Annotated in this window: 15 protein-coding genes; 2 read left to right on the top strand and 13 right to left on the bottom strand. The window is 47.9% G+C overall.

The features are described 5' to 3' along the window. Position 1: 1 nt before the first annotated feature. The 8 genes from M3I01_RS08810 to M3I01_RS08775 are packed head-to-tail and all read right to left on the bottom strand — an operon-like array spanning position 2 to position 8,922. Positions 2-871 carry an SMP-30/gluconolactonase/LRE family protein gene (locus M3I01_RS08810; RefSeq protein ID WP_255895427.1) on the bottom strand — a complete coding sequence of 290 codons (870 nt, stop codon included), beginning with the start codon at positions 869-871 and terminating at the stop codon, positions 2-4. Between the two features lie 28 nt (positions 872-899). Continuing rightward, a complete protein-coding gene (locus M3I01_RS08805; protein WP_255895426.1) occupies positions 900-1,553 on the bottom strand; it encodes a 2-dehydro-3-deoxy-6-phosphogalactonate aldolase in 654 nt (217 codons plus the stop codon). Further along, the gene (locus tag M3I01_RS08800) at positions 1,550-2,524 is read right to left on the bottom strand and encodes a 2-dehydro-3-deoxygalactonokinase (RefSeq protein ID WP_275565038.1); all 975 of its coding nucleotides are present in this window, start codon (positions 2,522-2,524) and stop codon (positions 1,550-1,552) included. The genes M3I01_RS08805 and M3I01_RS08800 overlap by 4 nt, the downstream gene beginning before the upstream one ends. Continuing rightward, positions 2,524-3,297 (bottom strand): SDR family NAD(P)-dependent oxidoreductase, encoded by a 774-nt coding sequence (locus M3I01_RS08795; RefSeq protein WP_255895423.1) that lies wholly within the window; start codon positions 3,295-3,297, stop codon positions 2,524-2,526. Before M3I01_RS08795 ends, M3I01_RS08800 begins: the two co-directional genes overlap by 1 nt. Continuing rightward, on the bottom strand, positions 3,297-5,045 hold the full coding sequence (locus tag M3I01_RS08790) for an IlvD/Edd family dehydratase (RefSeq protein ID WP_255895422.1): 1,749 nt from the start codon (positions 5,043-5,045) through the stop codon (positions 3,297-3,299). Before M3I01_RS08790 ends, M3I01_RS08795 begins: the two co-directional genes overlap by 1 nt. Then, complete coding sequence (locus M3I01_RS08785) at positions 5,046-7,193, bottom strand: alpha-galactosidase (protein ID WP_255895421.1); 2,148 nt, start codon at positions 7,191-7,193, stop codon at positions 5,046-5,048. 2 nt (positions 7,194-7,195) lie between these two features. Continuing rightward, positions 7,196-8,047: a carbohydrate ABC transporter permease gene (locus M3I01_RS08780; protein ID WP_255895420.1), complete on the bottom strand. Its 852-nt coding sequence runs from the start codon at positions 8,045-8,047 to the stop codon at positions 7,196-7,198. Then, positions 8,047-8,922: a carbohydrate ABC transporter permease gene (locus M3I01_RS08775; protein WP_255895419.1), complete on the bottom strand. Its 876-nt coding sequence runs from the start codon at positions 8,920-8,922 to the stop codon at positions 8,047-8,049. The genes M3I01_RS08780 and M3I01_RS08775 overlap by 1 nt, the downstream gene beginning before the upstream one ends. A 188-nt stretch (positions 8,923-9,110) precedes the next feature. Here M3I01_RS08775 and M3I01_RS08770 point away from each other — a divergent pair, with 188 nt between their 5' ends. Both M3I01_RS08770 and M3I01_RS08765 read left to right on the top strand, forming a co-directional pair. Then, positions 9,111-9,893: an IclR family transcriptional regulator gene (locus M3I01_RS08770; RefSeq protein ID WP_255895418.1), complete on the top strand. Its 783-nt coding sequence runs from the start codon at positions 9,111-9,113 to the stop codon at positions 9,891-9,893. Positions 9,894-9,909: 16 nt separating this feature from the next. Next, a complete protein-coding gene (locus M3I01_RS08765; RefSeq protein ID WP_255895417.1) occupies positions 9,910-11,013 on the top strand; it encodes an ABC transporter ATP-binding protein in 1,104 nt (367 codons plus the stop codon). A 109-nt stretch (positions 11,014-11,122) separates the two neighbouring features. Here M3I01_RS08765 and M3I01_RS08760 read toward each other — a convergent pair whose 3' ends face one another. The 5 genes from M3I01_RS08760 to M3I01_RS08740 are packed head-to-tail and all read right to left on the bottom strand — an operon-like array spanning position 11,123 to position 16,285. Next, positions 11,123-11,818, bottom strand: a complete 696-nt coding sequence (locus M3I01_RS08760) for an HAD family hydrolase (protein ID WP_275565037.1) — start codon at positions 11,816-11,818, stop codon at positions 11,123-11,125. Positions 11,819-11,820: 2 nt separating this feature from the next. After that, positions 11,821-13,455 (bottom strand): FGGY-family carbohydrate kinase, encoded by a 1,635-nt coding sequence (locus tag M3I01_RS08755; RefSeq protein ID WP_255895415.1) that lies wholly within the window; start codon positions 13,453-13,455, stop codon positions 11,821-11,823. Next, positions 13,456-14,187, bottom strand: a complete 732-nt coding sequence (locus M3I01_RS08750) for an SDR family oxidoreductase (RefSeq protein WP_255895414.1) — start codon at positions 14,185-14,187, stop codon at positions 13,456-13,458. Between the two features lie 23 nt (positions 14,188-14,210). Then, positions 14,211-15,470: a sugar ABC transporter permease gene (locus M3I01_RS08745; protein ID WP_255895413.1), complete on the bottom strand. Its 1,260-nt coding sequence runs from the start codon at positions 15,468-15,470 to the stop codon at positions 14,211-14,213. Beyond that, positions 15,467-16,285 (bottom strand): ATP-binding cassette domain-containing protein, encoded by an 819-nt coding sequence (locus tag M3I01_RS08740; protein ID WP_255895412.1) that lies wholly within the window; start codon positions 16,283-16,285, stop codon positions 15,467-15,469. Before M3I01_RS08740 ends, M3I01_RS08745 begins: the two co-directional genes overlap by 4 nt. Positions 16,286-16,305 lie beyond the last annotated feature (20 nt).

Genomic DNA, 16,305 nt, shown 5'->3' with positions numbered 1-16,305 from the left:
TCTATGCTCCTGCGAAAGGCTGGCTTGGCGCACCGGCAATGTTCATTTTGGTTAAATCGATCGCCACCACATGACCTGCCAACGGTTGATTCGCCAACGTTTCATCATTCGTTGCCACACTGGCCGACGTGATAAATAAGGTCATGCCATTCTCGCCGCCAAACACACAACACGTTGGCTTAGAAAAAGGCAATTCAATCGTTTGTAGTACTTCGCCATCAGGGCTATAGCGCACAATGCGAGCACCATCCCAGTTTGCATTCCATAAACAATCGTCGGCATCGAGACAAGAACCGTCCGCGCCAATGCCTTCTTTCACTTCGAAAAATGGCGTCTGTTTGCGCACGTCATAAAATTCAGGATACGGAAAAGCGTGTACTTTTCGGGTCATGGAATCGCCAAAATAAAAGCGCCCGCGTGACTCGTCCCACGCCAGTGTATTGGCAATGCCAATGCCTTCTAACATAAGCGTTTTTTTGCCTTCGGGTGTGATTTTCCACAGTCGACCCGACGCGACCTTTTCGGCGTCGTCCATAGTGCCAACCCAAAGCACACCATTCGGGTCGCACTTAGCGTCGTTACTTCGATTGCCAGCAATATCGGTGTCTAAATCGCACAGGTGTTCTAACTCGCCCGTGGTTTTATCTAAATACGCAATTTCATCAGACAGAGCGACTAACAGACGATCGCTCTGAGTGGTAAACACCGCAGAGACTTTTTTCGGCAGTGTCCAATGTTGGGTCTCATTCGACGCTTGGTGCCAACGCCACACTTGGCAAGCGGGAATGTCGACCCAATATAAGGCTTGCTCGGCTTGGCTCCAAAATGGCCCTTCCGCTAATTGATGGCGCTGAGTACTGATTTGCTTCATTATTTTTATTCTCCTCGTTGCCTTTTTTCTAGTTTACAGCACCAACTTGAAAAGCCTTCCAAGCTGCCGCAAAAGCCTGTGCATTGGCCTTCGTCGTTTCCACGGATTGCCCTTTTTTGTACAAGGCAGAACCCAAGCCAAAGCCTCGCGCGCCCACATTAAAATAATCGGCCACATTGTCTGGTGTCACGCCGCCAACCGGACACAACCAAGTGTCGGCTGGAATCACCGCGCCTAAGGCTTTCACCACATTGATCGTTGGCAAGGCTTCTGCCGGAAATAATTTCACCGCATCTGCGCCCGCGTGCAGCGCCGCAAATGCTTCACTCGCGGTAAAGAAACCCGGCATGGCGAACAACCCCGCCACTTTCGCGGCTTTAATCAGTTCTGGATCCGTGTGTGGACACACCATTAATTTTGCACCCGTGGCAACCAATTCGGTTAATTGCGCCATGGTCAATACCGTCCCCGCCCCAATCACCGCCTGATCACCAAAGGTCTCTTGCAACAAGCGAATACTGACAAACGGTTCTGGCGAATTCAGCGGCACCTCGATCAAACGAAAGCCCGCGTCAATCAGAACACGGGTATGCTCAACCACTTCGTCTTTTCGAATGCCTCGTAAAATGGCCACCATGGGAAACTCTTGCATCAGTGCATCAAAAGAATGTGTCATGTTCATTTCGCTCCTTTATTCGCCAAACGTTTTAAGCCGCGAATACTCGCCTCGCTGGCGTCTAAAAACTCAGATTTAAGATGACGAGAAGCCAACGCCAACGCATAACGTGCGCTTAATGCTTTGCTTCCGACAATAACAACCGGGCTTTCTGGCGTGCTCAGTGACGCCGACTCGAACGCCAGTAAAGTGTCATTCACATCATGCCCAATCACCACGCCCGACAAATAATCTCTCACTTCATCGGCGGCCAATTCACCGCACACAAATCGACTGCGAGCACTAAACAAGTGATGCAAAATGCCACCGTTTTGTTGGCTGGCCAATACACCTTGATTAAACGCGCTTTCGTTTAACTCATCCGACTTAGGCAGCCCTTTGACCAAACTGGATTCATCGTTGAGACGCGCAAACAACTCACCCGTAATCGAAGTCGAAAATTGTGTCACATGGCCGTTTTGGATTTGCACCCATTTGCAGTGTGTTCCGGGCAAACAAAAAACAGGGGCTTCCTCGGTCCGACCCTGCGCTTCCAACCAATCCATTGCGCCTAATAATTGTGTCTCTTCACCACGCATCACATCGTGATACCTCGCGATGCCTTTTCCTTGCAAACCGGGAACAATCGCAATGGGATTAGGCAAATCGGTTTTTAACCAATGCAGATTTTTTGACAAATCACTGAGCTTTATCGGGCAATGTAAGTACGGCACTTCTTGCCAACCACCACGACTACCGACCATGCCCGACATATAAATGGGTAAATTGGGTGTTAACCAGTCGCCTAATAAATCGGCTAATACGGCTTCGAACTCCGACATATCAAGCTTCAACATACCTTGGTCACTGTCACGTCGTGCCTGAATGTCACCATCTTGACTCATCAAAAAGGCACGTAAATTGGTGGTTCCCCAATCGACCGCGATAAAGCTCGCGCTGTCACTAATAGTCGGTGAAATCGTTTTTGAGGAGGTCATTACAAACGTCCTCCATCAACCACCAGACTTTGTCCAGAAATCATCCGGCTGTCGTCTGCGCCTAAGAACAACACCAAATCCGCCACATCTTCCGGCTCAATTTTTTCTTTCAATGATTGCTGCGTCATTAACTCTGCTTCGGCGTCTGGCGTTAGCCACAATCGCTTTTGTTTTTCCGTCATCACCCAACCGGGCAACACCGTATTGACACGAATTTTTTGCGCGCCCAACTCACGAGCCAAGCCTTTTGTTAAACCAGAAATGCCCGCTTTTGCCGTGACATACCCCGGATAACCCGCTAACCCAAGCATCCAGGAATTGGAACTCATGTTAATAATACTGCCGCCACCGGCTGCCGCCATCGCTGGGGCCACCGCTTGTGCAGCAAAGAAGTGATGTTTCAAATTCACCGACATACATTGATCAAATTGTTCCGACGTCAGTTCTTGCAACGTATGACGATGATCATTCGCCGCGTTATTCACCAAGATTCGAATCGCACCCCACGCCGATATGCGACCATGAATGGTGTCTTTCAGCGTCTCGATATGCGTCAAATCCACCAGATCAAAATGCGCCTGATAACCCTGCGCATTCAACGCTTTTGCCAACGCATCACCTGCCGCTTGGTCGATATCAAAAAAACTCACCAAACAACCTTGCTGCGCCAACGCTCGCACCAGTGCTTCACCAATGCCGGACGCCCCGCCACTTACCAGCGCATGGCGACCGGCCAAGCTGGGATAAATTGTCATGTTTTTATTATTTATCATTAATGGGACTCCCGACTCACTTTCGAGCCACTGCTGCCGACGAGGAAATCCAAGTCAGCACCTTGATCGGCTTGCATTACGTGATCGAGGTACAATTTTGCGTAACCGCGATGGTAATCACTTTTTTCTGGTTGCCATGCGGCTTTACGGCGTGCCATTTCTTCGTCCGTGATGTGCAAATGCAAACCACGTCCTTCTACATCAAGGGTAATTTCATCACCGTGTTGTACCAACGCCAATGGCCCACCCATGGTGGATTCCGGTGCCACATGCAGCACGACGGTGCCAAACGCGGTGCCGCTCATGCGTGCATCACTGATGCGTACCATGTCGGTAACACCTTGTTCTAATAACTTACTTGGCAAGGCCATGTTGCCGACTTCTGGCATGCCCGGATAGCCTTTTGGCCCACAGCCTTTTAAAACCAAAATAGAATCTTTATCCACGTCCAATTCCGGCGTATCGATACGCGCTTTGTAGTCTTCGATATTTTCAAACACCACGGCTTTGCCGGTGTGTTGCAGTAATTCTGGCGTCGCCGCGCTTGGTTTAATAATCGCCCCTTGTGGTGACAAATTACCGCGCAATACCGCAATGCCGGCATTGGCTCGTAAGGGATTATCAAGAGGACGAATAACGTCTTCGTTAAAACATTCCGCGCCTTCGGTGATCTCGCCCAAGCTCGCGCCACAAACGGTATTCGTCGTCATATCAAACAGATGACTCAAGCGCTGGATCAAGGCGGGGAAACCGCCCGCGTAATGAAAATCTTCCATGAGGAAGCGACCCGATGGCATTAAATCCACCAAACAAGGGATTTCTGCCCCGATGCGATCCCAATCGTCTAGGGTCAAATCCACCCCAACTCGTCCGGCAATCGCCAATAAATGCACCACCGCATTGGTGGAACCGCCAATCGCCGCATTCGCACGAATGGCATTTTCAAAAGCAGATTTGGTCAGAATGTCAGAGGGTTTAAGGTCTTCTTTGACCATCTCGACAATACGCCCGCCAGTCATGTGCGCCAACGCCTGACGACGCGCGTCCACCGCTGGCAAAGTACCGTTTTCAGGTAACGACATGCCCAAAGCTTCCACTAGGCACGCCATGGTCGACGCGGTGCCCATGGTCATACAGGTTCCACGCGAGCGAGACATGCCCGATTCGGCACGCATAAATTCGTCTAGGCTCATTTTGCCGCCGCGTACGGCTTCACTGAATTTCCAAACGTCTGTGCCAGAACCAATGTCTTTACCGCGATATTTACCGTTCAACATAGGGCCAGACGACACAACGATGGTTGGCAAATCGACCGAACACGCGCCCATTAATTGCGCTGGTGTGGTCTTGTCGCAACCGCCCAATAACACAACGCCGTCCATGCCGTAAGCGCGCATGGATTCTTCGACATCCATGCTCATCAAATTACGAAACAACATAGCGGTCGGTTTCATTTGTGTTTCACCCAATGACATCACAGGGAATTCAAGTGGCACACCGCCCGCTTCCCATACACCGCGTTTCACGTATTCTGCCAATTCACGAAGGTGCGCATTGCACGGCGTCAGTTCGCTCCACGAATTGCAAATACCAATGATAGGACGACCGTCAAAGCTGTGATCTGGCAAGCCTTGGTTTTTCATCCAGCTGCGATGAATAAAGCCGTCTTTGTCTAGTTTTCCGTACCACTGTTGACTGCGTAATGGTTTTTTATCTTTCTTTTTATCTTCAATATTGTCATTGCTCATTCAGATATTCTCCGTCATAGGCACAGCTTGGATACTTAATAAAATAAGGGATTCAGGGTCTAAAATGGGCAGCTGCAACCCAACCTGACTCAAGCTCGCACCGTTCAAAATAAGGTCTTTTTTCCACCATGCCGGTAAGGCTTTCATAAGGTGGCCTGGCAATGGACTGTGTTCTAACACCTCAACTCGATAATGCTGTTCAGGCAATAAATTAGGCAAACGCACCGGTAAGGTTTGCGCTTGTTTTGGCATACTAAGTTGACTGTAAACCGCCAAACCTTGCATACGGTCTTCGCTCAATGCCCATTGCGTTTGTGCACGCCCATCGGCGCTTGGTAAACGCCAGTTATTGCCTTTGTGTAAAATGTCACGATGCTGTTTGTAATGAGACAACCAATTCGCAAGCGTCGATTTTTGCGCTTCGTTCGCGTCGAGTAAGTTCCATTCGATGCCCAAATGTCCCAACATGGCTGTACCCGCTCGGAACGCCACACCGTGAATTCGGCTGGTGGTATGGCTTTTATCTGGGCCAATATGTGACCCCATGACGTCGGGCGGAAAGAAATAACTAAAACCCCGCTGAATGCTCTGGCGCTCTAATGCGTCGTTGCAATCGGACGCCCAAAAACGCTTGGTGTAATTCAAAATACCAAAATCCACTCGCGCGCCGCCGGACGAACAGCTTTCGATTTCCATGTCTGGAAACGCTTGGTTGATCTCATCCAGCAATCGATACAAAGCATTCACTTGGGCATGGGCTTGTGGCGCAATGTCACCACTTGGTTGGGTGTAATCTCGATTCATGTCCCATTTCACGTAATCAATCGGATACTCCGTAAACAAGACAAACAAGCGTTCACGAATATATTGATAGGCTTCTGGTTTGGCGAGGTTCAGTACCAATTGATTTCGTGCTAATACCGCGTCGTATTGAGGTAATTGCAACGCCCAATCAGGATGCGCACGAAATAGATCGGAATCTGGATTGACCATTTCGGGCTCGAACCACAAACCAAATTCCATACCGAGATCGTCTTTGACGTAACGGATCAGCGGCATCAAACCGTCTGGGTATTTTGTTTCATCTACAAACCAATCGCCCAACGCCGCTTTGTCATGATCACGACCACGGAACCAACCATCATCGAGGATATAACGCTCCACGCCCACGTCTGCCGCGGTTTTTGCCAAGGCTTTCAGTTGAGTCATATCGTGATCAAAATAGAATGCTTCCCACGTATTGAGATGCACAGGACGAGGTTTCGTAAGCTGCAAACGCTGGCGAGCTTCTTGATGAAAAAACTGACTCATCAAGTTCAAACCCACTGAGCTGTGGCTGGCCAATAATTCTGGTGTAAAAAGCGTTTCATTTGTCGACAAGACGATCTCGCCCGGCAAATACAAGGCTTCCGCCTGTAAATAACGATGGCCTTCTATTGTGTAATCGGCTTTTAATCTGTGATTTCCACTCCACGCTAAATGCGCACCGACCAGCTCGCCTTGCTGTTCGCCAAAACCTTGTTCGCCGACAATCACCGCTGGAAAGTTGGCGTGAGAATTACGGCCATTGCGATTTTCTTGCAGCCAAGTCGACTGCCAGTCGCTGCGCTCTTGCTGAAACTCTTGGCACCAACGGCCATAAAACCCCATGCGTTCAACAAAATGACTCGCCACGGGCAAAGTACACGCCAAACGCTGAACCACCACATCGCCACGACCTTGATTGGTCAAGGTCAACTGTTGACGCAACACGCCAGATGACAACAAGCCAATGTTTAGCGTTATTGAAAGCTGAGCCACTTTGTCTTCTAAACGAATCACCAAACCGGTTTGGGATTCATTCACGTCGATTAATGACCAACACGCCGCCCACACGGGGCGATCTTCCGCGCTGGCTTCCATAGCGGGCGATTGCAACCAACCTCGCCCCGCTTCTGGGATCAGGCTCATTGGTGCTGGCTGATCAATCATGGCCTGTGGCGTCGCCATTTGCTTAGATAGATATAAATTCGGTAAATCCGTATTGGCAGGCAATGCATCACCAAAAAACACCAACTCCGGCGCACCCTGTTCTGGGCAAGCCACTACCAGCGTTTTGCCCTGCTGATCTTGGCGGTAAAAGTTCATGTTTACATTATTTTTCATCATGATTACCCTTTCGTCGCGCCCAATGTTAAGCCCGCAATAAAGTGACGTTGCATGGCGAAAAATAGAATAACCGGTGGTAACGCAGCGATGATGGAACCCGCTGCAATCAACTGCCAAGACGCCATCCACTGACCTTTTAACGCACTGATGCCGGCGGTAATAGGACGTACTTCATCGCTCTGTACCAACACCAACGCCCAGAAATAATCATTCCAGATAAAGGTAAAAATCAACACCGACAACGCCGCCAAAGCAGGACGTACCAAAGGCAAAACGACATGCCAGAAAATCTGCCATTCACTCACGCCTTCTACGCGTGCGGCTTCGATCAATTCATCCGGTAAGCCAACAATAAAATTACGCATGAACAAGGTACAAAAACCGGTTTGAAAAGCGATATGAAACAGAATCAAACCCGATGCGGTGTCGTACAACCCCATACCGATGGTTAAATCTCGTACTGGAATCATCAGGATTTGAAAAGGTACAAAGTTCCCCGCAATAAAAGCCGCGAATAGAGCAACATTGCCACGAAACTTGAACTTGGCTAGCGCGTAACCCGCCAAGGTAGACAAGGCCACCGCGCCAATCACTGCGGGCACTGTGATCAAAATGGAGTTCAACAAATACCGAAACATCGGCGTTTCGGTGAACACCATGGTGTAGTTTTCAAACAGCATCCATTCAGACGGAATGCCCCAGTAATTACCGGCGTTAATGTCGGCGGTTGAGCGCGCAGAAGTCAACAAAACAGCCAGCAGTGGCAGCAACCAAAGGAACAGCGAAATCCACACGGCAACTCGATAACTCAAATTAAAAGGTAACGATCTTTTTTCAATAGGCGTAGGAAACATTAGGCTTTCTCACTCTTCAGCATGCGCCACAAGAAGTAGGCAATATAAATATCCATAATCAGGAACAACACAGTCGCAATAGCCGCGCCGTAACCTGCGCGATAATTAAAGATGGACTGCTCATACATGAAATAAGCCAGCACACTGGACGAGCCAAACGGTCCGCCGCTGGTCATGGTCGCCACAAGGTCGAAGCTACGTAACGCACCAATCACCGTCACAACAATTGCAATAAAAGTGGCTGGTTTTAGCTGAGGAAGAATCACATGGCGCAACATTTTCCAGCCATGTGCGCCATCCAAACGTGCGGCTTCAATTTGATCTGGATTGAGATTATTTAAACCGGTGAGATACAAGATCATGCAGTACGCAATTTGCGGCCAAAGCCCCGCGACTATGATGCCAAATGTCACCCAATTCTCATCAGACAACACCGCTACCGGCTCCACACCAAACAAGCCAATCGCCTTATTAAACAAGCCAAATGAAGGGTCGTAGAACCAAGAAAACACTAAACCGACGACGACTTGCGAAATAACAAATGGGAAGAAAAACATGGATTTAACAAGGCGTATACCCATGACTTTTTGATTCAGAAATAAGGCAATAGCCAAACCAATCGGCGGGGCCAACATGAAGAAAACCATCCAATAAAGATTGTTTTTTAATGCAACCCAAAATTGGTAATCATCGAACAACTCAACATAGTTACTCAACCCGACAAAGGTTTTTTCACCAATGCCATCCCATTCATAAAAGCTCAACCAGATACTCTGGAGAATAGGAAAGATAACATAGACCACAAACATGATGACCGCTGGTGCTAAGAATAAAGCCGGCATCCATTGTTGTTGTCTGCTATGCAATTTCTGCATGGCTCACACACCTCTTATTTTTATTAATAAATTTATTGTCCCATCGGTTACCTGAACGTAAAGCAGATAACTCGCCTAATAAAATAATGGAATAAAGTTCCATTTTTTGCAATACTCAATTTAGAACATTTTTCATAGCCGCATCATTACGGTCAATTCAACCTCTAAATAAACAAGGAAAAATAACAATGGCAGACGTAGAAACTAAGAGCGGAGGTTCATCGCTGGACAAAGCACTCAGCCTGTTGCAAGAAGTTTGTATGACGCCTGTGCCATTACGCTTTGCCGATTTAGTCGATAAAACCGATTTACCTAAAGCCACTGCGCATCGAACGCTAACGTCACTGACAGAGAAAGGTCTGATACGCTTTGACGAAGTGACACAGCTCTACCATCCGGGCTACGGTTTATTGGAATTGGCCCATCAAGCCTGGTCGAAAATAGACGTACGTGACATTGCCGCGGATCAAATGAAACATTTATGGAACGAAACTGGTGAAACCATTCACCTTGCGGTGCTTGATCGAGGGGAAGTCATTTACATCGATAAGCTGGAAAGCCAGAAAAGCTTGCGACTTTTTTCCGCCGTTGGCAAAAAAGGCCCAGCGTATTGCACGGGTGTCGGCAAAGCCATGATGGCGTTTCTCAGCGAAGATTTATTGGCCGAAGCGATCAGAACACAAAGCTTCATCAAACACACAGAAACGACTTTGATTGACGAAATTACGCTAAGAAAAGCACTCATAGAAATTCGTAAAAGCAAGATATCCTTAGATTTAGAAGAGCACGAAGAAGGTATTCAATGCGCGGCTTCTGTCATTCTAAATCACAGAAACGAACCCATTGCAGCGCTGAGTATTACTGCGCCAAAATTTCGAGTAGACGACGCACGCTTTCAACACTTTCAAACATTGGTCAAAGACGCTTGTAAGAAAGTATCCATCCGAATGGGGGCCATGGCCTCTAACTAGCATAGGAAAATCCATTATGGCGACGATAAAACTAACAAACGTCATCAAACGGTTTCAAGATATTGAAACCATTCATGGTGTTGATCTGGATCTAAAAGACGGGGAGTTTGTGGTCTTTGTGGGTCCATCTGGATGTGGTAAATCCACGCTACTGCGCTTAATCGCAGGACTTGAAGACATTACCGACGGAAAACTTGAAATCAACGACGTCAACATGAACAACGTTGCGCCTGCCGATCGCGGTGTGGCCATGGTATTCCAGTCGTATGCGCTCTACCCTCACATGACGGTCGAAGAAAACATGAGCTTCGGTTTGCGCATGAACGGCGTCGCTCCTGAGAAAATCAAGGAACAAGTGTCTAATGCCGCCAATATTTTGCAACTTAACGAATTATTGGACCGCAAACCAAAACAATTGTCTGGAGGACAGCGTCAGCGTGTGGCCATTGGTCGCGCCATTGTTCGTCAGCCAGAGGTTTTCTTGTTTGACGAACCGCTGTCTAACCTAGACGCCGAGCTGCGCGTCGACATGCGCATCCAAATCGCCCAGCTTCACAATAAACTCAAAGCCACCATGGTTTACGTGACACACGACCAAGTTGAAGCCATGACACTGGCTGACAAAATCGTCGTATTGCGCGCTGGTAATGTAGAGCAAGTTGGTTCACCATTAGAGCTTTATCACAACCCAGCCAATGAATTTGTCGCAGGCTTTATTGGCTCGCCGAAAATGAATTTTCTCGATGGAACAATATTGAGCATTGACAACAATGACCTTGTCGCTATTGACATTGCGGGACAAAAACTAGAACTGGAAGTAGACGGCACCAAAATTTCGGTCAATGAAACGGTAAGGCTGGGTATTCGTCCAGAGCATGTAAAAGAAAACATTCAAGAAGCGGACCTCACACTGAACATTGATATCGATGTGGCTGAGCACCTTGGTGGTCTAACCTATCTTTATGGTCAATTCGAAGGGCATAAACTCACCATTGAAGTCAGCGGCTCGAACCTCACTCGCAACGGAGAACATATCCAAGTCGGTATCAAAAAAGAAGACTGTTACTTATTCAATCGTGATGGCGAAGCACTCATTAATCGCCCTGTTCCAGCCCGATAATAAACCTACAGTATGAGTAAAAACAAAAAAATACCTTCATACTTTGTATGAAGGTATTTTTATTATCTTGGTTTTTAACTGGTTACTAACTGTGTTAGCAATAGTGTCATTAAGATAACGTCCAAATGATTTTCGCGACTTCGTCGTAACTGTTCACAACCCAATTAGCACCCGCATCAATAAGCCGTTTCCTATGATTTGGGTGTTTAGCATGAGATCCCGCTGTCAGTCCAATAGACAACATGCCAGCATTTCTCGCTGCTTGAACGCCGGCAGGACTGTCTTCAATGACTAGTACACGTTCCGCGGAAAATGCCATCTTTTCAGCGGCCAATAGGAATAAATCCGGTGCTGGTTTTCCATTTTTAACCATGGTCGATGAAAACACCTTTCCTGAAAAGTAATGACGAAGGTTCGTCGCGGTTAAACTCGCGTCAATCCTCTCGGGATGAGAAGACGATGCAACACAATACGGCAAATTTAGCGACTCAATAAACGCGGTAATACCTAAAACGGGTTGCAGCTCTTGTTGAAAGCGAGCAAACAAATACTCGTTCATTTCCGTAATAGAGGCGTCGGTTAGCTCAACCCCTTGCGATGCAGATAGTTCATCCCGGGCCGACTTCATACTGCGGCCTTGAAACTGCTGAATGACATCCTCCTTCGTCAGGTTTCCACCTTGCTTGAGAATCAAATCATGCAAAACCTCAATAGACAAAATTTCACTGTCGACCAACACGCCATCGCAGTCAAAAATAATCAAGTCCAGCATTTTCGATAGCGTTTCCTCAGTAACGTTCAACACGTTTACAGCTCCCGAGCAATGGCTTGCAACTTAGTAAAGGCAAGATATCGCGCCTCATGTAATTGACGAATATCCTCAGCAGCCGGCAAATATCGATCTCCGAAAGACGACATTGCTTTCATCGCATCCTCCACGTTCGAATAAGCCCCTGCCGCAACCGCCGCTAACATGGCTGTTCCTAGCATGACAGGCTCATCAGCACTGGGAGCGACCACATCTTTCCCCGTTGCATCGGCTATGAGCTGGCGAACTAATGGGTCTTGCCCAGCTCCGCCACTGATGACAACACGAGCGATATTCAAACCTTGTGCTGCCTGAGCTTCGATAATTTGTCTCAATCCATACGCCAGACCACAGATACCCGCGACATAAAGTGCAACAAGGCTATCAATGGATTTATCCATGCTGAGACCCGCCATAATCGCCCGAGCATTGGGGTCTGCAAACGGTGCACGATTGCCCAAAAACTCAGGAACAACATGCACCCCTGCCGCCAGATTAACCGCATCGCTAAGAGTAAGTATTTTCAATTTAGCCTGCTTCGACAGCCAGACGCTTAATGGAATACCCGCTTCTTTTGCTAATAATCGCGCGTCGATCGATGCAGGATGCATCAAAACCAAATGGTCAATCGCTGCGCCTGCGGCAGACTGCCCGGCTTCGTTCAGCCACATACTCGGCAGCATCGCTGAAAAGTACGGCCCCCAAACGCCAGGCACATTGACCGCCTTAGACGACGTCGTCAATGTGCAGGCAGACGTACCAAACACATACGCTAAACACTCGGCAGGCGCTGCAATACCGTCTTCCGTTAATGCCCCAAGCGAACCGACACCGCCAGCATGGGCATCAATTAATCCTGCTGCCACAGCCGTCCCAGCCTTTAATCCAAGCTGTTCTGCCGCGTTAGGCGTTAACCCTTGTGCTAAGGATGTTCCCGGCGCAACAATCTCGGTACCTATTTTAGCAAATTGAGTATCCGATAAATCGTCTAGGCCAATGGCGTCAAAATACGATTCGTCCCAACGGCTCTCATGGGCGAGATACGTCCACTTACACACCACGGTACAAATAGATCGAGCCTGTGACCCTGAAGCTCGATAGGTTAAATAATCGGTAAGATCAAAAAAATGTTTTGCACTGTGATACGTTTCTGGCAAATGTGTCTTCAACCATAATAGTTTCGGGGTTTGCATCTCTGGCGAGATGCGATTGCCAACGTAGTTTAAAACACTGTGCCCAAGCTCATTAATCTTACTGGCTTGCTGCGTCGCCCGCTGATCCATCCAAACAATAACATTACGATCCGTAATACCGTGCTCACCAACAGGCAATGGCTGGTTGTTTTCACCCATCACGACCATTGAACACGTTGCATCAAACGACAAGCCGACAATAGTGTCGACGGGCAATCCCGACGCTTTAACAACCGCGTTCACGCACGCACAAACGGCCTGCCAAATGTTTTCGGACGATTGTTCATACCGTGCATTTGCATCTTGAAATGTCGTAATCTCATGTTTAGCGACATGTAACATATTACCTTGCAAATCAAACAAGCCAGCACGAGCACTGCCTGTTCCAACGTCGACACCAACCACATAAGAAGCGGATGCGTCATGAATTAAGCGACTCATTTATAAATCCACACTGTTAGGTAAAATAACCAAATCTCGAATCGTAATATTGGCCGGTCTCGTTAGCATAAAGACAACAGAATCGGCCACCGCCTCTGGTTGCATTAAACTGCCATTAGCCAGTGCCTCTTCCATTTTCGCTTTTGGCCAATCATCCAATAACGCGGTAACAACAGGGCCTGGAGCAACAGCTCCGACTCGAACAGAATGAACACTCAGTTGACGACGAAGTGTATGAACAAATGCCTGAATCGCGTGTTTTGACGCGGTATAAATAGGCTCCCAGACGACAGGAACTATCCCTGCGATGGAACTTGTCACGATAATGTCGCCACTCTTTTGAGCGATTAAATGCGGTAAGACCGCATGCACAGACCGAAACACAGAGTTAATGTTTAGGTTCAGCATATGATCCCACTCATCAGGGTTGCCATCCGCGAAAACACCCCCCACGTAGGCGCCGGCGTTCGCATGAAAAGCATGCAAGCGGCCACCGGTTAGCGCTAAAATACGCTCTAGCATGCTATTCACTTCTTCTTTTTTCATAAGGTCCACGACCAGAGGAATAGCCTTATCACCCAATTCTTGACAAACTTTTTCAAGCGCCGTTGCCGACCGGTCAATAAGCACCACGTCTGCACCCTCTGCAATAAACGCTTTTGTACAAGCCAAGCCGATACCAGACGCTGCGCCCGTTATCGCTATTACTTTTCCTTCCAAATTAGTATTCATTAATTTACTCCTTAACGATAACGTTACGCTTTACCATGAGAAACACGGCTTTGACGGGCCAAACTGTCAATGATTACCGCAATGGCCAATACCGCCCCCGTGATCATGTAACGATGGGAAGACGACAAATTGAGTAGTGTTAAGCCATTAGAGATAGATTGGATAACAATAATGCCCAGCAGCGCAGACCACGCAGAACCACGACCACCAAATAGGCTAGTACCACCAATAACTGCCGCGGCTATTGCGTTTAGATTCACGTCGCTTGTACCCGCTTGCTGACTCGCTGAGGCTAAACGAGATGCCGCTAACACACCACCTAACGTCGCCAACGAAGAACACAATACAAACGCACTGATATAAATGGCTTTCACATTAATGCCTGCACGACGAGCGGCTTCAGCGTTGCCGCCCACCGCGAACATCGAACGACCCCACTTAGTGCGGGTTAATGCGTAGTCCATGCAGATTACTAATAAAACAAATAATCCAAACATCCATGGCACGCCACGAGATTGATTCAAGTAAGCCGCTGTCGCTTCTAGTGCAACCGTTACAAGCAATGCTTTTAACAATATGCTGCTCAAGCTTTTGGCTGACAGGTTCGATGCTTGTCGCTTATTGCGAACACGCTTGCCCATTACCAAAATGACGATGCCAGGGATCAGTGCAAATGAATGAGCCGCCCATGCAGGCATAATCATCAACTGACCGAAATCCACCATTGACGAACCATATGGCAAGTTAATAGAACCGGTAGAACCCAATAAAAAAAGTTGGAAGCCTAATAACGCCAACAACCCAGCCAGCGTAGAGACAAAACTTGGCATACCGATTTTGGTTCTCAAATAGGCATAACCAAACCCCATCATGGCGCCAACGCACAAACTTGCCCCAATGGCTAACGCCAGTGGCCAACCTTGATTCACCCACAAAACACCGAGTAAAGCCGAACCAACACCACTCATCGAACCAACAGAAAGGTCTATTTCACCTAGCATGAGGACACACACAATGCCTAAGGCAATCACACCGACGGTCGAACAATCAAATAGCAAATTCACTAGGTTATTCGCAGACAAGAAAATAGGATTTATCGCCGTAAAAATCCCCCAAATCAAAACCAAACCGATCACCACAGGTAAAGACCCTAAATCACCGGATTTAACACGATCAACAAAGGCATGAAGACTTCCAGAAAAGCCATTTGCATGCGTTACACGACTGTCACTACGGTCTAAAAGACCCACGTTATTATCGGTTTTTTGTATTGAATCACTCATTGTAGTTCCTCGACTTTCTTATCCGCTTCTGCCAAACGTTTTGCTCTTCTTGAAACCGCATTGTCCGTCGCGCCAGTAATCGCACCGATGAGTTCTTCATTGGATGCATCCGCCGCAAAAACGCCATTGTTTTTACCTAATCGCAATACCACCACACGATCCGCAACCGCTCTGACGTCTTGCATGTTGTGCGAGATCATAATAACGCCTAGTCCTTTTGCTTTAACTCGCTCGACAAGGTTTAAAACCTCAGCAGTTTGTGCAACCCCAAGCGCGGCGGTTGGCTCATCAAGCATGATGATTTTAGGATTCGACAATAAAGAACGGGCAATCGCCACGGTCTGACGCTGCCCACCAGAAAGGGACGCCACGACATCACGAACACTGGGGATACGTGCCGCCAGCTCGTTTAAAAGTGTCCAAGAAGTGACCTCCATTTCCGTTTCATCCATGTGCCACGGTGTTTTTTCTTGTCCTAAGAAAATATTGGCGACAACGTCTAAGTTTTCACACAATGCCAAATCTTGGAAAACCGTCGCAATCCCCAGATCCAACGCCGCACTTGGCCCTTCCATCACCACTTCTTTTCCTTCGAAAAAAATGCTGCCAGACGTTGGTGAGTGCGCTCCCGCTAAGGTTTTAATTAAAGTGGATTTTCCGGCACCGTTGTCACCCACTAAGGCCACTACTTCGCCAGGATAGACATCGAGATCGATGTTTGTCAGCGCAGCAACCGCACCGAAATTTTTAGAAACTTTACGCAGACTTAAGATGGGCTGACGACCCTCTGAGCGCGCAGAAGTGCTTGAAGACATGATTTGCTCCATAGGAGTTA

The organism is Marinomonas maritima (genome assembly GCF_024435075.2).
Classification (GTDB): domain Bacteria; phylum Pseudomonadota; class Gammaproteobacteria; order Pseudomonadales; family Marinomonadaceae; genus Marinomonas; species Marinomonas maritima.
This window is presented reverse-complemented; position numbering and strand designations above follow the sequence as displayed.

Coding starts and splice junctions, on each gene's coding strand:
- M3I01_RS08810 (WP_255895427.1), bottom strand. CDS start 871: ATGAAGCAAATCAGTACTCAGCGCCATCAATTAGCGGAAGGGCCATTT.
- M3I01_RS08805 (WP_255895426.1), bottom strand. CDS start 1,553: ATGAACATGACACATTCTTTTGATGCACTGATGCAAGAGTTTCCCATG.
- M3I01_RS08800 (WP_275565038.1), bottom strand. CDS start 2,524: ATGACCTCCTCAAAAACGATTTCACCGACTATTAGTGACAGCGCGAGC.
- M3I01_RS08795 (WP_255895423.1), bottom strand. CDS start 3,297: ATGATAAATAATAAAAACATGACAATTTATCCCAGCTTGGCCGGTCGC.
- M3I01_RS08790 (WP_255895422.1), bottom strand. CDS start 5,045: ATGAGCAATGACAATATTGAAGATAAAAAGAAAGATAAAAAACCATTA.
- M3I01_RS08785 (WP_255895421.1), bottom strand. CDS start 7,193: ATGATGAAAAATAATGTAAACATGAACTTTTACCGCCAAGATCAGCAG.
- M3I01_RS08780 (WP_255895420.1), bottom strand. CDS start 8,047: ATGTTTCCTACGCCTATTGAAAAAAGATCGTTACCTTTTAATTTGAGT.
- M3I01_RS08775 (WP_255895419.1), bottom strand. CDS start 8,922: ATGCAGAAATTGCATAGCAGACAACAACAATGGATGCCGGCTTTATTC.
- M3I01_RS08770 (WP_255895418.1), top strand. CDS start 9,111: ATGGCAGACGTAGAAACTAAGAGCGGAGGTTCATCGCTGGACAAAGCA.
- M3I01_RS08765 (WP_255895417.1), top strand. CDS start 9,910: ATGGCGACGATAAAACTAACAAACGTCATCAAACGGTTTCAAGATATT.
- M3I01_RS08755 (WP_255895415.1), bottom strand. CDS start 13,455: ATGAGTCGCTTAATTCATGACGCATCCGCTTCTTATGTGGTTGGTGTC.
- M3I01_RS08750 (WP_255895414.1), bottom strand. CDS start 14,187: ATGAATACTAATTTGGAAGGAAAAGTAATAGCGATAACGGGCGCAGCG.
- M3I01_RS08745 (WP_255895413.1), bottom strand. CDS start 15,470: ATGAGTGATTCAATACAAAAAACCGATAATAACGTGGGTCTTTTAGAC.
- M3I01_RS08740 (WP_255895412.1), bottom strand. CDS start 16,285: ATGTCTTCAAGCACTTCTGCGCGCTCAGAGGGTCGTCAGCCCATCTTA.